The organism is Arthrobacter sp. StoSoilB5, from assembly GCF_019977235.1.
Lineage (GTDB): Bacteria > Actinomycetota > Actinomycetes > Actinomycetales > Micrococcaceae > Arthrobacter.
This window is the reverse complement of sequence record NZ_AP024646.1, coordinates 3,835,346-3,852,330: the sequence shown is the minus strand read 5'-3', so window position 1 is coordinate 3,852,330 and position 16,985 is coordinate 3,835,346. Positions and strand designations below refer to the sequence as shown.

Sequence of the window (16,985 nt, the reverse complement as noted above, 5' to 3'; positions counted from 1 at the left end):
ATCGCTGAATTCATGGCAATCCATTCGTTCCTACTCCACAATCCCGAATATTTACCCGCATGGGTACCGGTACAGCGTGGATTATTCTTGCGCAGGGTCCAAGCTTTGTGGCTCGCTGAGCACCATCAGGAACAGTGGAAGGGTGAGCGATGAACGACGGCGGTGACTACCGCCGTCGTGATGGCAAGCGCCATGACGCTCCACGCCAAAGCTGGCCACCCGAACTCCTGGAAGGCCAGGCCCCCGGCCCAACCGATAACGCTGGACCCGAGATAGTAGGAAAGGTTGTAGAGCGAGGCGGCTTGGGCACGGCCTGTTGTGGCGATGGCGCCGGTCCAACCGGAACCCACGCTGTGGGCAGCGAAGAAGCCGCCGGTAAACACCACGAGGCCTAGCAAGGTGGCCACGAGGTTCTCTGCCAACGTGAGTGCGAGTCCCGCGGACATCAAGCCAACTCCAACGAGCAGCACGTTGCGCCGCCCAAAGCGGGTTGTAAGTCCGGCCGCCCAACGGGAACTCACGGTACCGGACAGGTAGGCCAGGAAAATGAGGCTTACCAGTGTGGTGGGAAGCCCGAACGGTTCAGCGTGGAGACGGAACCCGAGGTAGTTATAGACCGCCACAAATCCGCCCATGAGCAGGAAGGCCTGTAGGTAGAGCGATACCAGCTTGGGGTTGCTGGAATGGCTGCCCAGTGTGCGCAAGGCGCCGCGGAATCCCCTGGGAGGTGCGGGCATGAAGCGTCGCTGTTTGGGAACCAGCACCACAAACAGGACCGCGGACACCGTGGCCAGCAGGGACACTGCCAGCGCGGCTGCCCTCCAGCCCCACAGTTCACCCACTGGACCCGCCACCAGGCGTCCCGCGAGTCCGCCGAGCGTGGTTCCAGCAACATAGCTTCCGGCCGCCAGTGCCGTGTGGATCCTGGTCACTTCCTCGTTGAGGTATGCGATGGCTATGGCTGGGATTCCGCCGAGGGCCATGCCTTCGAGAGTGCGGAGTCCCAGGATCAGTGGAACGGTTGGTGCCAGCGGAACCAGCAGCCCCAGCACTGTTGCTGCTCCGATGCCGATGGCCATGGCACGAACCCGGCCAATCCTGTCTGCCACGAAGGACCACGGCAGGACGCTGACGGCGAGTCCCACGGTTGCCAGGGAGATACTCAGTGCTGCTTCTGCTGCGGAGATGTGGAGGTCGGCCGCCATGAGCGGCAGCACCGCTTGTGTGGAGTACAACTGGGCAAAAGTCGCAACCCCGGCCAAAGCCAATGCGGCAAGCACGCGCCGGTAGCCACGGGATCCCTTGGCGTGCCCATCCCATTGCGTAACGCCCACGGCTGCTCTAGTCACTTGCCCAGATTAGGCTCCCCGAACTGTGCGTTCCAATGCATGATTCGCTTATGATTCATCCAGGAATGCATGATTTCTTTCTAATGCCTGGAACTTCCTGATGGCTGGATCGGAGCGGCGGCGCGTGGAACCGGATCACCAACAGCTTGTGCAGCTCCTGCCGCTGCTTCCCGTGCTGGCAGAGTTGGGCCGGACGGAGCATATGACGGAGACCGCTGAGCTCCTTGGCGTTCCCCAGTCGACCGTGAGCCGGGCAGTCGCCAGGGCAAGCGCCATTGTGGGGATGGACCTTCTGGTCCGTGATGGGCGTGGCATCCGCTTGACTCCAGCGGCAAGGACTTTGCTGCCCTACATCGAAGCCGCCTTGGAAGACTTCCAGGCAGGATTGGACAGGGTGAGGCACGAGTCCGACGTGGTCAGGGGGCGCATCGGCATCTCGTTCCAGCACACGTTCGGTGAAGCGACGCTGCCCCTGCTCATCAGCGCGTTTCGTAGCCGCCATCCGCAGCCCGTCTTCGAGCTCCGCCAGGGTCCACGCGACGACTGCCTGGAGGAACTGGCAAAGGGCGAAACAGATTTCGCCCTCACAGCACCGATCGCGGCGGAAGGCCGGGGCATCCAGGCGCTGCCGCTCTACAGGGAGCCGCTGCGCGTAGTGCTGCATTATCTGCACCCCCTCGCCGGCCGGCCGAGCGTGCACCTGTCCGAGTTGCGGCATGACCCGTATGTGACGCTGCCGCCCGGCGTCGGCCTCCGGGCCCTGGGCGAGGCGCTTTTGCGCGAAGCAGGCTTCCGTCCCCGGACTGCCTTTGAAGTCCAGGAATCCACCACTGCCCGGGGCCTGGTCTCGGCCGGTTTGGGTTTCAGTATCCTTCCGCCCGCGGGGCCTGGCTCCGGCACTGGCCAGTTCCTGCCGGGGGCGGAGTTGGGACTTGTGGAAGTACGCATCGAATCCGACCTTGCCTTCCGGCAGATCGGCATTGCTTGGCGGGAGCGCACCTTCGAACCCGACGCCGTCAGGCTGTTCCGTGAGCTGGTGGCCAGGGAAGGCGAAGCATTGCTGGCCGAGCTTGTCAGAGCCCGCTCAGGAAATCCCTGACAACATCCTCCGCAGATCCTTCCTTCGCTGACCGCCAACCAGTGCCTGCCCACAGATTGAGGCGGTCAGAATCACCTGCCGCCGACGCTGCCGCCCGAATCGGCGCCGTCAGGTGATGGATTGCCGGATAACCCTCCGGTGCGTCCTGGTGATCGCGGACGAACTCGTTTACCAGCGAGCGGGCGAATCTTCCGGTAAAGGCCCGGGTCATGGCCGTCCCGGTGTAGCGCGGATCGCCGAGGGCATCCTTGTGTGGTTGCCGGGCTCCGCTTTCCTCCGTGCGTACCAACGCTGTACCCACCTGCGCGGCGGCCGCACCAGCAGCCAGGACTTCGCGAAGCGCGGAACTGTCCATGATCGCGCCTGCCGCAATCAGCGGAAGGTCGACGGCGGTACGCACCTGGGCGACGAGTCCCGCCGTCGTACGTGTTGACCGGGTCCCGCTTCCGGGTCCTCCGGCGTCGCCAGCGAGGAACGCTGCCGTGTGTCCTCCTGCGGAACTGTGCTGCACGGCGAGGGCGTCCGGGCCTTCTTCCGCGGCTGCCAGGGCCTCGGCAACACTTGTCACACTGGAGATGACAGCAGTTCCGGCCTTCTGCAGGGCCTTGACCACAGAGCGTCCCGGCAGCCCGAAGACGAAGCTGACGAACTCCACGGGATCCGCGATCAGTGCGTCGATTTTGTCCTGCCAGGCGTCGTCGTCGTCGAATCGGAGGGCTGGGACTGCCACACCATAGCGGGCCGCCTCTGCTTCAAGTTCCGTCCGGTACGCCTCCAGCCTCGCGCGCGCCGCCGGGGTCGGGGAAAGTTGCGCCATATCCGGTACAAAAACGTTCATGCCGAACCGGATACCCATTGCACGCGCAGCCGCGATCTCGGCCGCCATGGCCGCCGGGCTTTTATACCCCGCGGCGAGAAAACCCAAGCCACCGCCGGATTGCACCGCCTGCACAAGTGCGGGAGTGGACGTTCCGCCAGCCATTGGCGCTGCTATGAACGGCGTATCAAACAGGGAATGCGTCATGTGCGGTTTCTCCTCGGTGCGCTCCAAGCTAGTCTTTCACGGTGAACAATCGTGACTCTGCCAAGCATTCCCACGCGTCCCCCGAAGCCCTCCGCGGTACCGTGATCGGGCTGGATATCGGCGGTACAAAAACGCGGGGCGTGCGGTTCGAAGACGGCGTTCCAGTCCTTGACGAAAGCGCCGGAAGCGCCAACGTCCAGAACGTGAGCCGGGAGCAGGCCATGGCAAACCTTGCCGAACTTTTCGCGAAGATCGGCGGCGGCGACGTTGACGAGGTTTACGCAGGCGCCGGTGGAATTGATACCGACGAGGACGCTCAGGCGCTCGCCGACCTGATTTCTCCGCACGTCCCCCGGGCACGCATCACCGTGGTTCACGATTCCAGGCTGCTCCTGGCCGCGGGAGGAGCGAGCACAGGCGTCGCCGTGATTGCAGGCACCGGTTCTGCCGCCTGGGGTAGGAACGCCGCTGGTGAGGAAGCCCGGGCCGGAGGCTGGGGCTACCTTCTGGGCGATGAGGGAAGCGGCTACTGGCTGGGCCGCGAAGCCGTGCGCCACAGCTTGCGGCGCATGAACCAGGGCCTGGAACCGGACACGCTGAGCCGTGCCCTGCTGGACTCCTGCGGAGTGGAAGAGCCGGGCAAATTGATCGCCCTGTTCCATTCCCCGGAAACGGGTCGCCGTTTCTGGGCACAACGGGCACGGCTCGTCGTAGAGGCTGCGGACGCCGGCGACGAAACCAGCGCCCGGCTGGTGGACCAAGCCGGCAAGGACCTCGCTGACCTTGCCGAGCAGGCCGTTCGCCAGCTCGGCTTGGACGGGCCGGTCATCCTGGGCAGCGGGCTGGGCATGAACGTCCGCCGCCTGCAGGAATCATTCAAGGCACGGCTGGCCGAGCGGGGCATCATCGACGTCCGGATTCTCCAGCAGGACCCCGTGTTCGGCGTCCCGCGGCTGGTGGCCGAGCAGCGGGCCTAGCGCCTTGGACTCAGCCCCGCGTACGGGGGCGGAGCCTGACACCCGGAAGCGGCGGAGCTGGGATGCGCCCGGCTTCGGGCCCTGCGTCAGGGCCATGGCCCTGGACGAATCCGAAGCGTGAGGCGGCGGCAGCGTCGTCGTCGAGCAGGCCTTCGGCTTCCCACTCCAGACGCGCTTTTTCCACTTCGTCATGCGTACGTCCCACAAAGTTCCACCACATCAAGACGTCTTCCCCGAACGGTTCGCCACCCAAAAGCATGAAACGGGTCTCCGGCTGGGCCTCCACTATCAGGCCCTGCCTGCCGGCACCCAGGTAGGCAAGCGGGCCGGGCTGGATCTCTTCGCCATCGATAACCAGATGCCCATCCAGCACCAAAACTGCATGTTCAAACTCCGGGCGGAGCGGAAGCTGGAGCATCCCTGTGCCGGTGATGTCCGCACCAACGATGGGACTGAACATAGTGGCTGGTGAGCGCTGACCGGCGAATTCACCCACCATTACGGTTGCTGTGTAGCCTTCGCCAACAGCCACGGGAAGCTCACGGTGTTGCTCAAAGGAGGGTTCGCGGTGCCGGTGTTCGTCGGGGAGTGCAACCCACAGTTGGAGTCCCCGTGACATAGGAATCTCGTCATCCGTTCCGGCCACCGTAGCCGCAGGCAGGACCGAGAATTCCGAGTGGGAGATCCCGTGGCCGGCGGTCATAATGTTGAGTTCACCTGGTTTGACCACAACGTCGCTGCCCACGCTGTCGCGGTGCCGCACGGCACCCTCCAGTGGCCATGTCACGGTTTGGAGGCCGCAGTGGGGGTGGGGGAGAACGCTCATTGCCACGCGGTCTGGACCAAAACTGTCCAGGAAGCACCAAGCTCCAACAGTCGGCAATCCGCGCTGCGGCAAGGTGCGGAACACGTTCATGGCACGGACGCCGCCGAGGGGAACTTCACGCTCCGGCCATAACTGGACGCACGGGCCCTGTCCTTCATGGGCGGCGGGGCAGACTTGCTCCGCGGGCGAAGTATCCAGATTGGTCATGTGTTCATCACCTGTGCATAAATGTTGGAAGTTGAGCTAATCTGTTCCGTGTGAACAACGCCCTTTTGAGCTACCACGACGCCGTCCTCTACCGTTCGGGTGAACCGTATCGCATCCTTGCGGGAGCCATCCACTACTTCCGCGTCCACCCCGATTTGTGGCAGGACCGGCTGCGTCGACTCAAGGCCATGGGTGCCAACACAGTTGACACCTACGTTGCTTGGAACTTCCACCAGCCTACGCGCGAGGAGGCGCCGGACTTTACCGGCTGGCGGGACGTTGGCCGTTTCATCGACCTCGCCGCGGGGGAAGGGCTGGACGTCATTGTCCGTCCGGGGCCCTACATCTGCGCCGAGTGGGATAACGGCGGCTTTCCGGCCTGGCTCACCGGAATTCCCGGCATTGGCCTGCGGTGCATGGATCCACAATTTACCGCTGCGATTGAGGATTGGTTCGACCACCTGCTTCCGATTGTCGCCTCCCGGCAGGCATCGCTAGGCGGTCCCGTGGTTGCCGTGCAGATTGAGAACGAATATGGCAGCTACGGCGACGATCACGACTACATCCGCTGGAATCGCCGTGCCTTGGAGGAGCGCGGGATCACGGAGATACTCTTCACAGCCGACGGCGGCACGGACTATTTCCTCGACGGCGGCTCAGTCGAGGGAACATGGGCGACTGCCACCTTGGGAAGCCGCGGTGACGAAGCGATCGCAACATGGAAGAGGCGGCGGCCGGACGAGCCCTTCTTCAATGTCGAGTTCTGGGGTGGTTGGTTTGACCACTGGGGCGAACACCACCATCGGCGTGGCGCCGATGACGCTGCTGCGGAAGCGCGGAAGATGCTCGATGCCGGTGGATCGGTGTGCGTCTACATGGCACACGGCGGCACCAACTTCGGCCTGGGATCGGGCAGCAACCACGATGGCACCATGCTCCAGCCAACGGTCACCAGCTACGACTCCGATGCCCCCATTGCAGAGAACGGGGCTTTGACGCCTAAATTCCATGCCTTCCGGAAGGAGTTCTACCGCGCCCGGGGCATCGAGGACCTTCCTGAACTGCCCGCGGAGCTGCTGGCTGATGCTCCGGTCCTTCCGGCGCAGTCCCTGGCCCTGACGGGAGGCCGGGACCTGTTGGAGCTCGTCCGTGCATCAGGCAAGCCCGTAAACAGCGTCAAACCGCTCACCTTTGAAGAGTTGGGTCTCGACGCCGGCATGGTCCTTTATGCGGCCGAAGCCGTCCTCCCGGGACGCCCCGAGGCTCCCGCGGAGAGCCGCCTCAAAATCGCAGGGTTGAATGACCGCGCCTACATCTGGATCGATGGACAGTACGCCGGGGTCCTTGACGATACAGACGGGGCCGAAGGGTTGGCCGTCAGCGGAACCGGTGTCCCTGCCAAGCTGGAGATCCTGGTGGAGAACCTGGGCCGCATCAACTACGGCCCGCTGACCGGCCAGGGCAAAGGAATCCTGGGTGGCGTCCTGATCAACCAGCGCTACACCTTCCATTGGACGCAGACGCCTCTGGCTTTGGCTGATTGGGCTTCCGAGGACCTTGAGGGACTATCCGGAGCGGAGTTCGAGGTTGCGGAACCGGCGGATACATATATTGCACTCCCTGATTCCGGAAAGGGCTTCGTCTGGCTCAACGGCTTCCTCTTGGGCCGATACTGGGACAAGGGGCCACAGGTTACTTTGTACGCCCCGGCGCCACTGTTAAAGGCTGGCCTCAACAGCATCAAGGTCCTGGAGCTCGCCAAGGCGGGGAGCGTCGTCGAACTCCGCGAAGGCCCGGATCTCGGCCCGGAAGAGGCGGGGCCGATAGCCGCAGCCGAGCTGCCGTAATGCCGTTGCCAACCATGCTGTTGCCAACGACGCCGTTGCCAATCACCTGACAAGCAGCCGCCAACTAAGCTGGCACCATGACCCTGGATTTCGACACCCGCCCTGCCGCTTACGCCGTCATCATTCAGGAGGCCCGGATCCTTTTGGCCTACTGGAAGCAGGACGGCAAGGAAGGCTGGACGCTGCCGGGCGGGGGACTGGACCTCGCGGAGCATCCCGTGGACGGATGCCGCCGCGAGGTCTATGAAGAAACCGGTTACGAGGCCCGCATCGATGGCATGCTGGGCATCGACGTCGGACACTGGCCCGCGGAGGCCGGACAGGACGGTACGCTGCGGGACTTCCAGGCGCTCCGGCTGGTCTACGAAGCTACGATCGTCGGGGGTGAGTTGACGCACGAGGTGGATGGCAGTACCACGCACGCGGCGTGGATTCCCCTGGACGATGTGGGCAAGCTGAACCGGGTCTCCTTGGTGGACGTGGCGCTGCGGCTACACCGTGAGCGGCCTGCCGATGGGAAGCTCAACTAGGTACTCTCAAAGAGGCCTAGCCAAAGCCAACTGCCTTGGCTACGCTGTAGAACGTTGCCGGCCCACCAGCCGCCGGCCCGGATGCCGAGGAGGTGGATTCTGATGATTGCCATAGTTTTGCGCGCCCTGCACTCGTTTGCGGCGCTCCGTCATCACACCACCATCCACGTCCCGGCATCAGCCTGCCAACACTAGGCGGCCGGGCCTCAGCAGAGGCTATCCCTTGAACACTTACGCTTCTTCAAGCGACCCAAAAATCAGTTTCAGCAGCGCTGGCGACGGCAACCGCATGGAAGGCCCAGCAGATTACGGCTTTACCGAAAATACGGCGGAACTCTTCCGCGCCAACCCAGTTACCGGTGGGGACAACAGCGACAACACTCCTGGTCGGGTAGTCCGGCTGGACAGGAACCGCGTCCTCGTAGCGTCGGAGAGCGGCCTGCTGCATTTGGCCTATCCCGGGCATGGCCCGGTTCCCGCCACCGGGGACTGGGTGTGGCTGGGGCATAACCGCGCCGGTGAGCCGTCCGTCGTCGAGGTTCTTCCGCGGCATTCGGCACTCAGCCGCAAACGCGCTTTCGAGGCATCCTCCGAAGAACAAATCCTGGGCAGCAACATCGACATCGTGGCGGTCGTGGTGCCTGTGGACAGGCCCCTCACCCATAACCGCCTGGAGCGTACGCTCGTCGCCGCTTGGGATTCCGGCGCGACCCCACTTGTAGTCATTACCAAAGCCGATCTCGCTGACCTTGCGGACGACGTCATAGGAGAAGTCATTCTCCAAGCAGCTGGAGTAGAGGTGGTTACTACATCCGCCGAGCAGGGTGACGGCCTTGAGGAGCTCATGCAGCACATTCCGAAAGGGGCAACCCTGGTTCTGCTAGGCCCCTCGGGTGCTGGCAAGTCGACACTCATCAACGCCCTGGCCGGAGGCAATCTCCAACAAACAGGTGAGGTGCGAACCGGCGATGGGAAGGGACGGCACACCACTACATCCCGGGAACTGGTGCCGCTGGGAGGCGGCACAGTACTCATGGACACTCCAGGTGTCCGCGGGTTCGGGCTGTTCGATGCCGAGGAGGGAATGGAGGAGATGTTCGGTGACCTTGAGGAGTTGTCAGCCCGCTGCCGCTTCGCCGATTGCTGCCATCAGGCCGAGCCGGGGTGTGCCGTGCAGGCGGCGCTCGCCGACGGAACCCTGGACCCTCGACGGTGGGGGAGCTATCTCAAACTGCAACGCGAACTGGCGGCCCTCAACCGGAAACACGATGCCGCAGCCCGCCGTGCCTATCAGCGCGAATGGCATCAAAAGGTGATGTCGGCGGACAGGGGACAGCGCGCCGTGGAGCGGCACCGGCACGATCAAGCCGAGGAACGCGCAGCAAAGGGCGCAAAACGACGTAAACGCTGAACATTGCCGATTCATTACGGAATACGTGGCGTCGCTGACATCGTCGGTGGCGCTGGCTACGCTGGGTGAAGATTGTCCGCCAAAGATAGGCCCGGGTATGGCTGAAGCCATGATTGAGTTCCAGAGCGTGACTAAGCGATATCAAGGCGGCCAGCCGGCCGTCGACAACCTGACCATGTCCATCGACAAAGGAGCCATCACTGTCCTGGTGGGTCCCTCGGGCTGTGGCAAGACGACATCCCTGCGCATGATCAACCGGATGGTGGAGCCGAGCTCAGGAACCATCACTGTGGCGGGCAAGGATGTCTCGCAGGTGCCGGCAGCGCAGCTTCGTCGCTCCATGGGCTACGTCATGCAGTCTTCCGGGCTCCTCCCGCACCGGTCCGTGCTGGATAACATCGCCACGGTCCCGCGGCTCAACGGCGTATCGAAAGCAGACGCGCGGAAACGCGCGGCGGAACTCCTCGACGTCGTTGGGCTGGCTTCCGTTCTTGGCAAACGGTATCCCTCGCAACTGTCCGGCGGTCAGCAGCAACGCGTCGGCGTGGCGCGCGCGCTCGCCGCCGATCCGCCGGTCCTTCTGATGGACGAGCCGTTCAGTGCCGTGGATCCCGTGGTGCGCGATGAACTCCAGCAGGAACTCCTGCGCCTGCAGCGCGAGCTCGCCAAAACCATCGTGTTTGTCACGCATGATATTGACGAGGCAACAGTGTTGGGTGACAAAGTGGCAGTTTTTGCCGTTGGCGGCAAACTTGCCCAGTACGCGGCCCCGGAAGAAATCCTGCGGGCACCGGTCAATGATTTTGTGGCCTCCTTCGTGGGCCGGGACCGTGGCTTTCGCCACCTCGCCTTCGACGTCGCCGATTCCGTGAGGCTCCACCCCGTCACCATGGTGGGCCAGACTGAGGGTCAAAACGCCGGGCGCCGGACGGGGGAATGGGCCTTGGTCATCGACGAAGAATCACGTCCTCTCGGGTGGTCCTCACCCCGGGACGGTGCCGGGCTGATCCCGGGCGGCTCACTCTTCCATAAGGGGGACACCCTGCGCCGCGCGCTGGATGCGGCGTTGTCTTCGCCGTCGGGCCTGGGCGTTGCGGTGGACGACGACGGCAGGGTTGCCGGGGTCTTGAGGGCGCCGGAAGTCCTTGCCCTGATCGAAGAAGTCCGCCGCCACAGGGAGGACGCCACCTGATGGAGTGGTTCCTGGCGAACATTGGCCTGGTCCTCGGCTTGGCTGGCCAGCACCTTGTGCTCGCCATCATCCCGATGCTCCTTGGGCTGCTGATCTCAATTCCCTTGGCGGAGCTCGCCCGGCGCAACAGTACGCTGAGGTCCGTGGTGGCGACGGGTACGTCCTTGCTCTACACCATTCCGTCCCTGGCGCTCTTCATCATCCTGCCCACCATCCTGGGCACGCGGATCCTGGATCCCCTCAACGTCGTGGTCGCGCTGACGATCTATGCGGTGGCCTTGCTGGTGCGTGCGGCAATGGATGCCTTTGACTCCGTTGACGACGACCTCCGCAATGCTGCCGTGGCCATGGGCTTCAAGCCCTCGGCCCGGTTCTTCCAGGTGGACCTTCCTCTCTCCCTTCCCGTTCTCTTCGCCGGGCTCCGCGTTGTGTCAGTCAGCAACATCTCGCTGGTCAGCGTTGCTGCCCTGCTGGGAGTTGGCAACCTCGGAATCCTTTTCACCGATGGCTTGCAGAGGACCTTCGTTACCGAAGTGGTGGTTGGCATCATCGCCATCCTTGTTCTGGCCTTGCTGATGGATGCAGTCCTTGTGGTACTGGAGCGTGTCCTGACTCCGTGGACACGTGCGGCAGGTGGCGACAGGGGCGAACGCAAGAACGGCACCGCTTTGCTCACTGAACCGAAAACCGTACCGCGCTTGCCCCACACCCCAGTTCAGCCGGATCCGGGTGCATCGGCATGAGCAACGTGTTTACGGACACCATCGCCTGGTTGACGGATCCCATTCATTGGACGGGAAGCGGAGGCATCCCCATGCGGTTGGCCGAGCACCTCCAGTACAGCGGGCTGGTGCTCCTCATTGCCGCAGCCATCGCTGTTCCTGTGGGTCTTTACATTGGCCATACCGGACGCGGCAGGGTGGTTGCGGTGGCCCTAGCGGGCGCCCTGCGGGCCCTTCCTACCTTGGGCCTCCTGGTCCTCTTCGCCTTGTTGGCGGGCAGCGGGCTGATGCCGCCGGTGTGGGCACTGGTGATCCTCACGGTTCCACCGCTGCTTGCCGGGACCTATGCGGGCATCTCCAGCGTGGATTCCTCCGTGGTGGACGGAGCCCGGGCCATGGGCATGACCGAGCTTCAGATTCTGTTCCGGGTTGAGCTCCCCAATGGTCTCCAGGTGATGTTCGGTGGCATCCGGACTGCCGTTCTTCAGGTGATTGCCACCGTTTCGGTAGTTGCCTACTTGCCCCTGGGCGGCCTGGGCCGGTATTTGTTCGATGGCCTGGTCCTGCAGGACTTTCCGCGGATGCTTGGTGGATCACTCCTGATCGCTGCCCTCGCCATCGCCGTGGACCTTGTTCTGGCCGCTTTGCAGAGGCTGGTCCTCTCGCCCGGCCTCACCCTCGACTCAAGCGGACGCCACAAGGCGATCGACAATCCCACAGCCACAGCTCCCGCCGGGGCTGCCGTTCAAGGAGGTACACCATGAAAAACCCCGTTCCCATGACCCTTACGCGCCGTGGACTCGGCGGCCTGGCGGCCGGCGTCGGTGTGGCCCTGGCACTGAGCGCGTGCGGGGGCAGCCCTTTGGCCACCCCATCCACTTCTGCCCCCGGCGGATCCAGCGGGTCCGGTGGCTCGCTTGTAGTTGGGTCAGCAGACTTTCCGGAGAGCCAGGTGATCGCCGAGGTTTACGCAGGCGCCCTGAATGCTGCTGGCGTTACTGCTACTACCAAGCCGAACATCGGCTCGCGCGAAATCTACTTCAAGGCTGTCCAGGACGGATCCGTGGACCTCGTCCCGGACTACTCCGGAAACCTGCTCTCCTACGTCGATACGGAGGCCACCGAGGTCTCGGCTGAGGATGTGTACAAGGCGCTCCCTGGCAAGCTTCCGGACGGACTGGCCGTGCTTGATCCGGCAAAGGCGGAGTCCAAGGATGCCATGGTGGTCACCAAGGCCACTGCCGAGAAGTACCAGCTCAAGTCCATTGAGGACCTCGCCAAGGTCTGCAAGGACTTCACGATGGCAGCCCCCGCAACATTCGAGACACGTGCTTATGGCTTCCCGGGGCTGAAGAAGAACTACAACTGCGAGCTCAAGGGCCTGCAGCCGTTCAACGACGGCGGCGGGAACCTCACGCTCCAGGCGCTGTTGGAGGACAAGGTCCAGGTGGCTGACATCTATACCACCACCCCGTCGATCGCTGACAATGACCTCGTGGTCCTGGAAGACCCCAAAAACAACTTCAAGGCCCAGCAGGTATTGCCGCTCTACAACAAGGCCAAAATGACGGACAAAGCCAAGGACGCACTCAACAACGTCTCCAAGATACTGACCACGGATGATTTGGTGGACCTCAACCGGGCAGTCAGCGGCGACCAGAAACAAAGCCCCAAGGACGCCGCAGCCGCATGGCTGAAAGACAAGGGCATCGTTAAGTAGCGCTTGACGCAAACCGCGTACGACGGCGGTGACGGACCCGCGGGGGTCTGTCACCCCCGTCGTCGTATGTGTGAGTTAAGTCTCAGCTGAAGTCCATCACCGGTGTGGCATATTTGATGAATGGCGAATTTCAAGCAGTCCACCAAGCTTCATAATGTCCTTTACGACATCCGTGGACCGATTCTTCAGGCCGCCCAGCAGATGGAGGCAGAGGGTCACCGGATCCTCAAACTGAACATCGGAAACCCGGCTCCTTTTGGCTTTGAAGCGCCTGACGCCATTTTGGTGGACATGATCCGCCACCTGCCCAATGCCCAGGGCTACAGCGACTCCCGCGGTATTTTCTCGGCCCGAACGGCCGTCTCGCAGTACTACCAGACCCGCGGAATCCAGAACATCCACGTTGATGACATCTACCTCGGCAATGGGGTCAGCGAGCTCATCACCATGTCCCTCATGGCCCTGCTTGAAGATGGCGATGAAGTCCTGATCCCCACGCCGGACTATCCGCTGTGGACGGCTTCCGTTGCCTTGGCCGGTGGCCGGCCCGTGCACTACCTCTGTGATGAGGAGTCGGGTTGGCAACCTGATCTTGCGGACCTGGAATCCAGGATCACGCCGCGGACCAAGGGCATCGTCGTGATCAATCCGAACAACCCCACGGGAGCCGTGTACCCCGAAGACACGCTCAAACAGATTGTTGCTTTGGCTGAAAAGCACGGCCTGGTCCTGTTTGCCGATGAAATTTACGAAAAGATCCTTTACGAAGACGCCGTCCACGTCAACCTTGCCGGACTAACCGGGGACGACGTTCTATGCCTGACGTTCAGTGGACTGTCCAAGGCCTACCGTGTTTGCGGCTACCGCGCTGGCTGGATGGCCATTTCGGGTCCCAAGAAGGATGCTGCCGATTACCTTGAGGGCATCAACCTGCTGGCCAATATGCGCTTGTGCGCAAACGTCCCGGCGCAGCATGCCATCCAGACGGCGCTGGGGGGCTACCAGAGCATCAACGATCTCATCCTCCCCGGTGGCAGGCTCCTTGAGCAGCGCAACAAGGCATACGATCTCCTGAACGCTATTCCGGGTGTCAGCACGCAGCAGGCCAGGGGTGCTCTCTACCTGTTCCCCAAACTGGATCCAGAGGTTTACCACATCCGGGACGATGAGAAGTTCGTCCTGGACCTGCTGAAGGAGCAGAAGATCCTGGTCTCCCACGGACGTGCCTTCAACTGGGTGCGGCCGGACCACTTCCGGATGGTGACGCTGCCTAACGTCAAGGATATTGAAGAGGCAATTGGCCGCATGGCGGACTTCCTGTCGAGGTACCCCGGGAACTAGCCTGTGGTCCATGGCCGCGTCACGAGGTCGCGTCAGGCAGAAAGGCAAGCCATGCCCGTTGCAGTTGAGTTCGCCGAGAGTCCAGCCAAGGTGCTGAAGGTTGGGCCAGGTTTTTCGTTGGCCAGCGTTGATCCCCAAGCCACGCCTGGCTACGCCGGAGCAAAGGCCGACGGCAAGTCATTGCTGGCTGAACAGGACGCCAGGCTCGCCGAACTGCAGGAAAAGCTCTTTGCAGAGGGGAAGTTCGGGAGCAACAAGCGGCTGCTGCTGATTCTTCAGGCCATGGACACTGCCGGCAAGGGTGGCATCGTCAGCCACGTTGTGGGGGCAATGGATCCGCAGGGCGTGCAGCTGAAGGCATTCAAGGCACCCACTGAGGAGGAAAAGTCGCACGACTTTCTGTGGCGGATCGAGAAAGAGTCACCTGCCGCTGGGATGGTGGGAGTCTTCGACCGCTCACATTATGAGGACGTCCTGATCCACCGCGTCCACGCATGGGCCGACGCCGCGGAATTGGAACGGCGCTACGCCGCTATCAACGACTTCGAGTCCAGGCTGGCCCAGCAGGGAACCACCATCGTTAAGGTCATGCTCAACATCAGCCAGGATGAGCAGAAGAAGCGTCTCCTTGCGCGGCTTGATGATCCCAGCAAACACTGGAAATACAGCCGGGGCGATCTCGCGGAGCGGGCGTTCTGGGATGACTACATGGATGCCTACAACACGGCCTTTGAGAAGACATCTACGGACGTCGCCCCGTGGCACGTTGTTCCAGCGAACAAGAAGTGGTACGCCCGGATCGCCGTCCAGCAGTTGCTGTTGGACGCCTTGGAGGGCTTGTTCCTGGACTGGCCAAAGGCGGATTTCGACGTCGCTGCGGAACGTGCCCTTGTTGAGGAATCCTGAGGTTGAGGAATCCTGAGCTTTAGGGCAACCCCGAGCGGTAGGGGAGTCCTGGGCCGTTGAGGAATCCCTGGCGGTAAGGGCATGCTGGGCGGCGTAGCCGCCGTTGATCGTTGTGGGGTCCGTCAACGAGGCTAGTCTTTGCCGGCGGCAGCTCCGGCGTCGTTGGCGCCCCGGGCTGTTGCCAGGCGTTTGCGGGCGCCCTCAAGCCAGTCTTCGCAACGCTTTGCCAATGCCTCGCCGCGCTCCCATAGCGCCAGCGATTCCTCAAGGCTGGCGCCGCCTGCTTCCAATCGGCCCACCACCGCCACCAGTTGTTCCCGGGCTTCCTCGTAACTGAGGGAATCCAAGGATTCCGGTGAAGATGCAGCGGGAGTGTTCTCGGTCATGGTGGTCCTTCGCATTCGATGGTGAGTATATGTGCCGTCTAGATGCTGCTGCGAAATCAGTGCTCGGCGAGTTGTGCCTGGCCGGTGGAGACAGCCCTGAACCGGCCTTCTGCCACTCGGATGGCCAGCGCCGTGCCCTCCGGAGTCTGTTCCGGACTGCTGACTACCGTGTGTCCAGCTTGGTCTTCCCCGACGATCTGGACCACCGCGTAGCCGCGGTCCAAGGTCTTCTGCGGAGACAATGCCCGCACTTGGGCGCGCAGGTGGTGGACTTGGTCAAGCGCCCGGACCACTGCAGTAGTGACGGCGGCATGAGACCTCCGCTGAAGGCGGGTGATGTCCTCGGACCGGGCTGCGACCATGGTGTCGGGTGTGGCAAGGACGGGCCGCGACCTCAAGGCATGGAGCCGGTCCGTCTCCCTGTCCACCATCCGGCCGATGCTTCGGCGAAGATGGTCCCGGGCCTGGCGGACCATGGCAAGTTCCTCGCTGACATCGGGGACTATGCGTTTCGCGGCGTCGGTGGGTGTCGAAGCCCTCAGGTCAGCCACGTCGTCCAGGATTGGACGATCTGCTTCGTGGCCAATGGCGCTAACCACTGGTGTTGTTGCTGAGGCCACAGCCCTGATCAGGTCCTCATTGCTGAACGGCAGAAGATCTTCCAACGCGCCACCACCCCTGGCAAGGACGATGACGTCCACGTGCGGGTCGGCATCCAAAGACCTGAGCGCGGCAATGATCTGGGCAACTGCCGTGTTGCCCTGGACGGCTACCTCGCGAACGTCGAACTCAACAGCCGGCCAGCGTAATGCCGCGTTACGGAGGACGTCCTTCTTGGCATCCGAGTCACGCCCGGTGATGAGTCCAATCCGGTGTGGGAGCAGGGGCAGCTTCCGTTTCCGGGAATCAGCGAACAGGCCTTCTGCGGCCAGGGCCTGACGCAGCCGCTCGATCCTGGCGAGGAGATCACCCAGGCCCACGGGCCGGATGTCCTTGACGGACATATTGAGGCGTCCGGTTTTGACCCAGAAGTCGGCCTTGACCAGGGCGACCACCCGGGAACCACGCTCAATGGGTACCTTCTGGCGATCGAGGACTGTGGACCATACGGATGCCGGCAATGAAATCTCAGCATCGACGTCCCGTAGCGTCAGGAAAGCATTTCCGCCTCGGCGGTTGAACTCAATGACCTGGCCTTCGATCCACGCCGCGGGCGCGCGCTCAATGTGGGCCTTCAGCTTCCGGGACAGCAACTGCAACGGCCAGGGATTATCCGGGCTGGTCTCCGCAGCGGTTCCTGGCAGCGTCGATTCCGGGGTCGCGTCAGCTGCCATGGGTGGTCCGTGCTTTTACCTGCATGTGTATATCCTCGCTAGCTGTGCGGCCGGGGGTCGAGGCCACTCGGTCCGTGCCACTCGGTCCGTGCCACTCGATCCGTGCCACTCGAT

General features: G+C 63.0%; 16 protein-coding genes. 11 read left to right on the top strand and 5 right to left on the bottom strand.

Annotated features, from left to right (window positions below):
• Positions 1-125 precede the first annotated feature (125 nt).
• Positions 126-1,349: an MFS transporter gene (locus tag LDN75_RS17385; RefSeq protein WP_223933818.1), complete on the bottom strand. Its 1,224-nt coding sequence runs from the start codon at positions 1,347-1,349 to the stop codon at positions 126-128.
• A gap of 124 nt (positions 1,350-1,473) precedes the next feature.
• Between LDN75_RS17385 and LDN75_RS17380 the strand changes: the two genes are divergently transcribed.
• A complete protein-coding gene (locus tag LDN75_RS17380; RefSeq protein WP_223937618.1) occupies positions 1,474-2,448 on the top strand; it encodes a LysR family transcriptional regulator in 975 nt (324 codons plus the stop codon).
• Here LDN75_RS17380 and LDN75_RS17375 read toward each other — a convergent pair.
• Entirely contained in the window at positions 2,423-3,472 is a 1,050-nt protein-coding gene (locus LDN75_RS17375) for a nitronate monooxygenase (protein WP_223933816.1), read from the bottom strand. The genes LDN75_RS17380 and LDN75_RS17375 overlap by 26 nt on opposite strands.
• Positions 3,473-3,513: 41 nt before the next feature.
• Between LDN75_RS17375 and LDN75_RS17370 the strand changes: the two genes are divergently transcribed.
• Complete coding sequence (locus LDN75_RS17370) at positions 3,514-4,449, top strand: BadF/BadG/BcrA/BcrD ATPase family protein (RefSeq protein WP_223933815.1); 936 nt, start codon at positions 3,514-3,516, stop codon at positions 4,447-4,449.
• A gap of 10 nt (positions 4,450-4,459) precedes the next feature.
• On the opposite strand, the gene LDN75_RS17365 is transcribed toward LDN75_RS17370, so the two are convergent.
• Positions 4,460-5,482, bottom strand: coding sequence for a pirin family protein (locus LDN75_RS17365; RefSeq protein WP_223933813.1), 1,023 nt, complete (start codon positions 5,480-5,482; stop codon positions 4,460-4,462).
• A 50-nt stretch (positions 5,483-5,532) separates the two neighbouring features.
• On the opposite strand from LDN75_RS17365, the gene LDN75_RS17360 reads away from it, so the two are divergent.
• The 9 genes from LDN75_RS17360 (at position 5,533) to LDN75_RS17320 (ending at position 15,151) form a co-directional block, all read left to right on the top strand.
• Positions 5,533-7,329 carry a beta-galactosidase family protein gene (locus LDN75_RS17360; protein WP_223933812.1) on the top strand — a complete coding sequence of 599 codons (1,797 nt, stop codon included), beginning with the start codon at positions 5,533-5,535 and terminating at the stop codon, positions 7,327-7,329.
• A 77-nt stretch (positions 7,330-7,406) separates the two neighbouring features.
• Positions 7,407-7,859 carry an NUDIX domain-containing protein gene (locus LDN75_RS17355; RefSeq protein ID WP_223933810.1) on the top strand — a complete coding sequence of 151 codons (453 nt, stop codon included), beginning with the start codon at positions 7,407-7,409 and terminating at the stop codon, positions 7,857-7,859.
• Between the two features lie 223 nt (positions 7,860-8,082).
• On the top strand, positions 8,083-9,270 hold the full coding sequence (gene rsgA / locus LDN75_RS17350; protein WP_223933808.1) for a ribosome small subunit-dependent GTPase A: 1,188 nt from the start codon (positions 8,083-8,085) through the stop codon (positions 9,268-9,270).
• A gap of 97 nt (positions 9,271-9,367) precedes the next feature.
• Positions 9,368-10,462: an ATP-binding cassette domain-containing protein gene (locus LDN75_RS17345; protein ID WP_275959787.1), complete on the top strand. Its 1,095-nt coding sequence runs from the start codon at positions 9,368-9,370 to the stop codon at positions 10,460-10,462.
• Positions 10,462-11,205, top strand: coding sequence for an ABC transporter permease (locus LDN75_RS17340; protein ID WP_223933807.1), 744 nt, complete (start codon positions 10,462-10,464; stop codon positions 11,203-11,205). Before LDN75_RS17345 ends, LDN75_RS17340 begins: the two co-directional genes overlap by 1 nt.
• Positions 11,202-11,948 (top strand): ABC transporter permease, encoded by a 747-nt coding sequence (locus LDN75_RS17335; protein WP_223933805.1) that lies wholly within the window; start codon positions 11,202-11,204, stop codon positions 11,946-11,948. Before LDN75_RS17340 ends, LDN75_RS17335 begins: the two co-directional genes overlap by 4 nt.
• Complete coding sequence (locus LDN75_RS17330; RefSeq protein ID WP_223933803.1) at positions 11,945-12,904, top strand: ABC transporter substrate-binding protein; 960 nt, start codon at positions 11,945-11,947, stop codon at positions 12,902-12,904. Before LDN75_RS17335 ends, LDN75_RS17330 begins: the two co-directional genes overlap by 4 nt.
• 120 nt (positions 12,905-13,024) lie before the next feature.
• Complete coding sequence (locus LDN75_RS17325; protein WP_223933801.1) at positions 13,025-14,245, top strand: pyridoxal phosphate-dependent aminotransferase; 1,221 nt, start codon at positions 13,025-13,027, stop codon at positions 14,243-14,245.
• Positions 14,246-14,296: 51 nt separating this feature from the next.
• Complete coding sequence (locus tag LDN75_RS17320) at positions 14,297-15,151, top strand: polyphosphate kinase 2 family protein (protein WP_223933799.1); 855 nt, start codon at positions 14,297-14,299, stop codon at positions 15,149-15,151.
• Between the two features lie 131 nt (positions 15,152-15,282).
• Here LDN75_RS17320 and LDN75_RS17315 read toward each other — a convergent pair whose 3' ends face one another.
• Positions 15,283-15,537: an exodeoxyribonuclease VII small subunit gene (locus tag LDN75_RS17315; RefSeq protein WP_223933797.1), complete on the bottom strand. Its 255-nt coding sequence runs from the start codon at positions 15,535-15,537 to the stop codon at positions 15,283-15,285.
• 56 nt (positions 15,538-15,593) lie between these two features.
• Positions 15,594-16,871, bottom strand: coding sequence for an exodeoxyribonuclease VII large subunit (gene xseA, locus LDN75_RS17310; protein WP_223933795.1), 1,278 nt, complete (start codon positions 16,869-16,871; stop codon positions 15,594-15,596).
• Between the last annotated feature and the right edge of the window lie 114 nt (positions 16,872-16,985).

Bases quoted from the DNA above. Each gene is read 5' to 3' on its own strand.
- LDN75_RS17375 (WP_223933816.1), bottom strand. From the start codon at position 3,472: ATGACGCATTCCCTGTTTGATACGCCGTTCATAGCAGCGCCAATGGCT.
- LDN75_RS17365 (WP_223933813.1), bottom strand. From the start codon at position 5,482: ATGACCAATCTGGATACTTCGCCCGCGGAGCAAGTCTGCCCCGCCGCC.
- LDN75_RS17355 (WP_223933810.1), top strand. From the start codon at position 7,407: ATGACCCTGGATTTCGACACCCGCCCTGCCGCTTACGCCGTCATCATT.
- LDN75_RS17345 (WP_275959787.1), top strand. From the start codon at position 9,368: ATGGCTGAAGCCATGATTGAGTTCCAGAGCGTGACTAAGCGATATCAA.
- LDN75_RS17340 (WP_223933807.1), top strand. From the start codon at position 10,462: ATGGAGTGGTTCCTGGCGAACATTGGCCTGGTCCTCGGCTTGGCTGGC.
- LDN75_RS17335 (WP_223933805.1), top strand. From the start codon at position 11,202: ATGAGCAACGTGTTTACGGACACCATCGCCTGGTTGACGGATCCCATT.
- LDN75_RS17330 (WP_223933803.1), top strand. From the start codon at position 11,945: ATGAAAAACCCCGTTCCCATGACCCTTACGCGCCGTGGACTCGGCGGC.
- LDN75_RS17325 (WP_223933801.1), top strand. From the start codon at position 13,025: ATGGCGAATTTCAAGCAGTCCACCAAGCTTCATAATGTCCTTTACGAC.
- LDN75_RS17320 (WP_223933799.1), top strand. From the start codon at position 14,297: ATGCCCGTTGCAGTTGAGTTCGCCGAGAGTCCAGCCAAGGTGCTGAAG.
- LDN75_RS17315 (WP_223933797.1), bottom strand. From the start codon at position 15,537: ATGACCGAGAACACTCCCGCTGCATCTTCACCGGAATCCTTGGATTCC.
- xseA (WP_223933795.1), bottom strand. From the start codon at position 16,871: ATGGCAGCTGACGCGACCCCGGAATCGACGCTGCCAGGAACCGCTGCG.